Consider the following 1544-nt stretch of genomic DNA (forward strand, 5'->3'; position numbering starts at 1 on the left):
CCCAGCAACGGCTCAGCAGTAGCCCAGCAACGGCTCAGTAGCTCAGCGGCTCACAACAGCTCAGCGGCTCAACAGAACGGCGCTCGGATCGGACGCGGTGAGCGTGGCCGTGCCCGACCAGGTCAGGGACCCGGACGCGGGCAACGCGTCGGCATCCAGCATGATCGCCCGCTCGACACCGGTGACCGTCACCGTCGAACCCGGGTCGATCACGCTCGCCGGGGCCCGCAGCACCTCAAGCGTGGCGATGTCGTCGAGCCGCGTGCCCGCGGGCAGTTCCACGGCGGTGGCAACCGAGCCGTCCCGTTGCAGGGACCAGCCGGGAATCATGTGGTCGGACCGGTAGAGGACGTCCGGGGCACCCGCAAGCCGGACCCCGACCGTGGCACCGACCCAGGCAAGGCCGGCGTCAACCGAAGCGACCGGGACAGACGTGGTCTTACGGATCACGACGTACAGGTAGTTCCGCGGGTCGGACAGCGCCGGCGTGTACGCGGACGCCACCGGCTCGATCTTTTCCTCACGCCGCACCTCGGCCGCGGACACCTGATAAGTCCACCCGACGGTGTCCATCATCTGCTCACGTGCCTCGCCCGCGGCGAGCTCGTGATCGACGGCGAGGACGAACCGCATGCCGGGGTCGGTGATCACATCGCACACCATGTTGTTACTCGTGCACGTCTGCAGCACGGGGTGACCGTCTTCGTAGCGGCCGGCGAACGGTAGCGCCGTGTGGCTGGGACCCTGGTAGACCGCCGACCCCGGCACCACGGATCCGGCCGCGTCGAACTCGACCCGGTACACCCACTCGATGTCGGTCTGGCGTCCCCACCGCGCCTGCAGGGATGCGGGGTCGGCGCCGGTGCCGCCGTCCTCGTTGCTGAACATGACGCTGTACTCCAGCAGCGTGTGGCCCCGCCGGCCCGCTACCGGGGCCTGCGTGTGCCAGGCGAGCAGCGGCGTGTCGGTGTGGTTGTTCTGGAAGGGGCCTCCGAACTCCGGCAGTGACCGTCCATAGAGGATCGGGGCGTACGCAAGCGGATCCGGTTCACCGGAGGCCCTGGGTGCCACGACCGATACCGACAGATCACGCAGCACCACCGCGTGCGCGCCGGAGGTGGACGCCCGCTCGTCCAGCGCGATCGTGAGGGTGTGGGTGCCGGCAGAGACATGTCCAAGCTGGACGCGGCTCGTGATCGGATGCTCGGAGGGCACGACGACGTCGGTGGCCGGCTTACCGTCAACCATGATCGCGAGCACCGCGGACTCCGCGCCCCGGACCGCCCAGTCGACTCCCGGCGCCTGGGCGGTGACCTCCGCCACGCCCTCGCCGCCATTCTGTGACCGGACGGTCAGCGTGTACGGGGAGCTCCCGCGTCCCAACGTGATCGGTGTCCCCGGGCTGGTATCGGAGCCGGCATCGACGACATAACCGACATGAGTGATATTGCCGGCGCCGGCAATATCGGCGGTGTCAGGGCCGGCATGGGCGGCACCGGCGGCATGGGCATGGGCATGGGCATGGGCTGCCCTATCGGAGCCAC

The 1544-nt window shown here is 69.3% G+C and carries 1 protein-coding gene; it reads right to left on the reverse strand.

Features of this window, described 5'->3' with window-relative positions; genetic code table 11:
- Positions 1-60: 60 nt before the first annotated feature.
- A partial coding sequence (locus DD1DGNOD_RS18605; RefSeq protein WP_165036856.1) for a hypothetical protein occupies positions 61-1544 on the reverse strand: 1484 nt, incomplete at its 5' end.

This window comes from Candidatus Protofrankia californiensis, from assembly GCF_900634765.1.
GTDB lineage: Bacteria > Actinomycetota > Actinomycetes > Frankiales > Frankiaceae > Protofrankia > Protofrankia californiensis.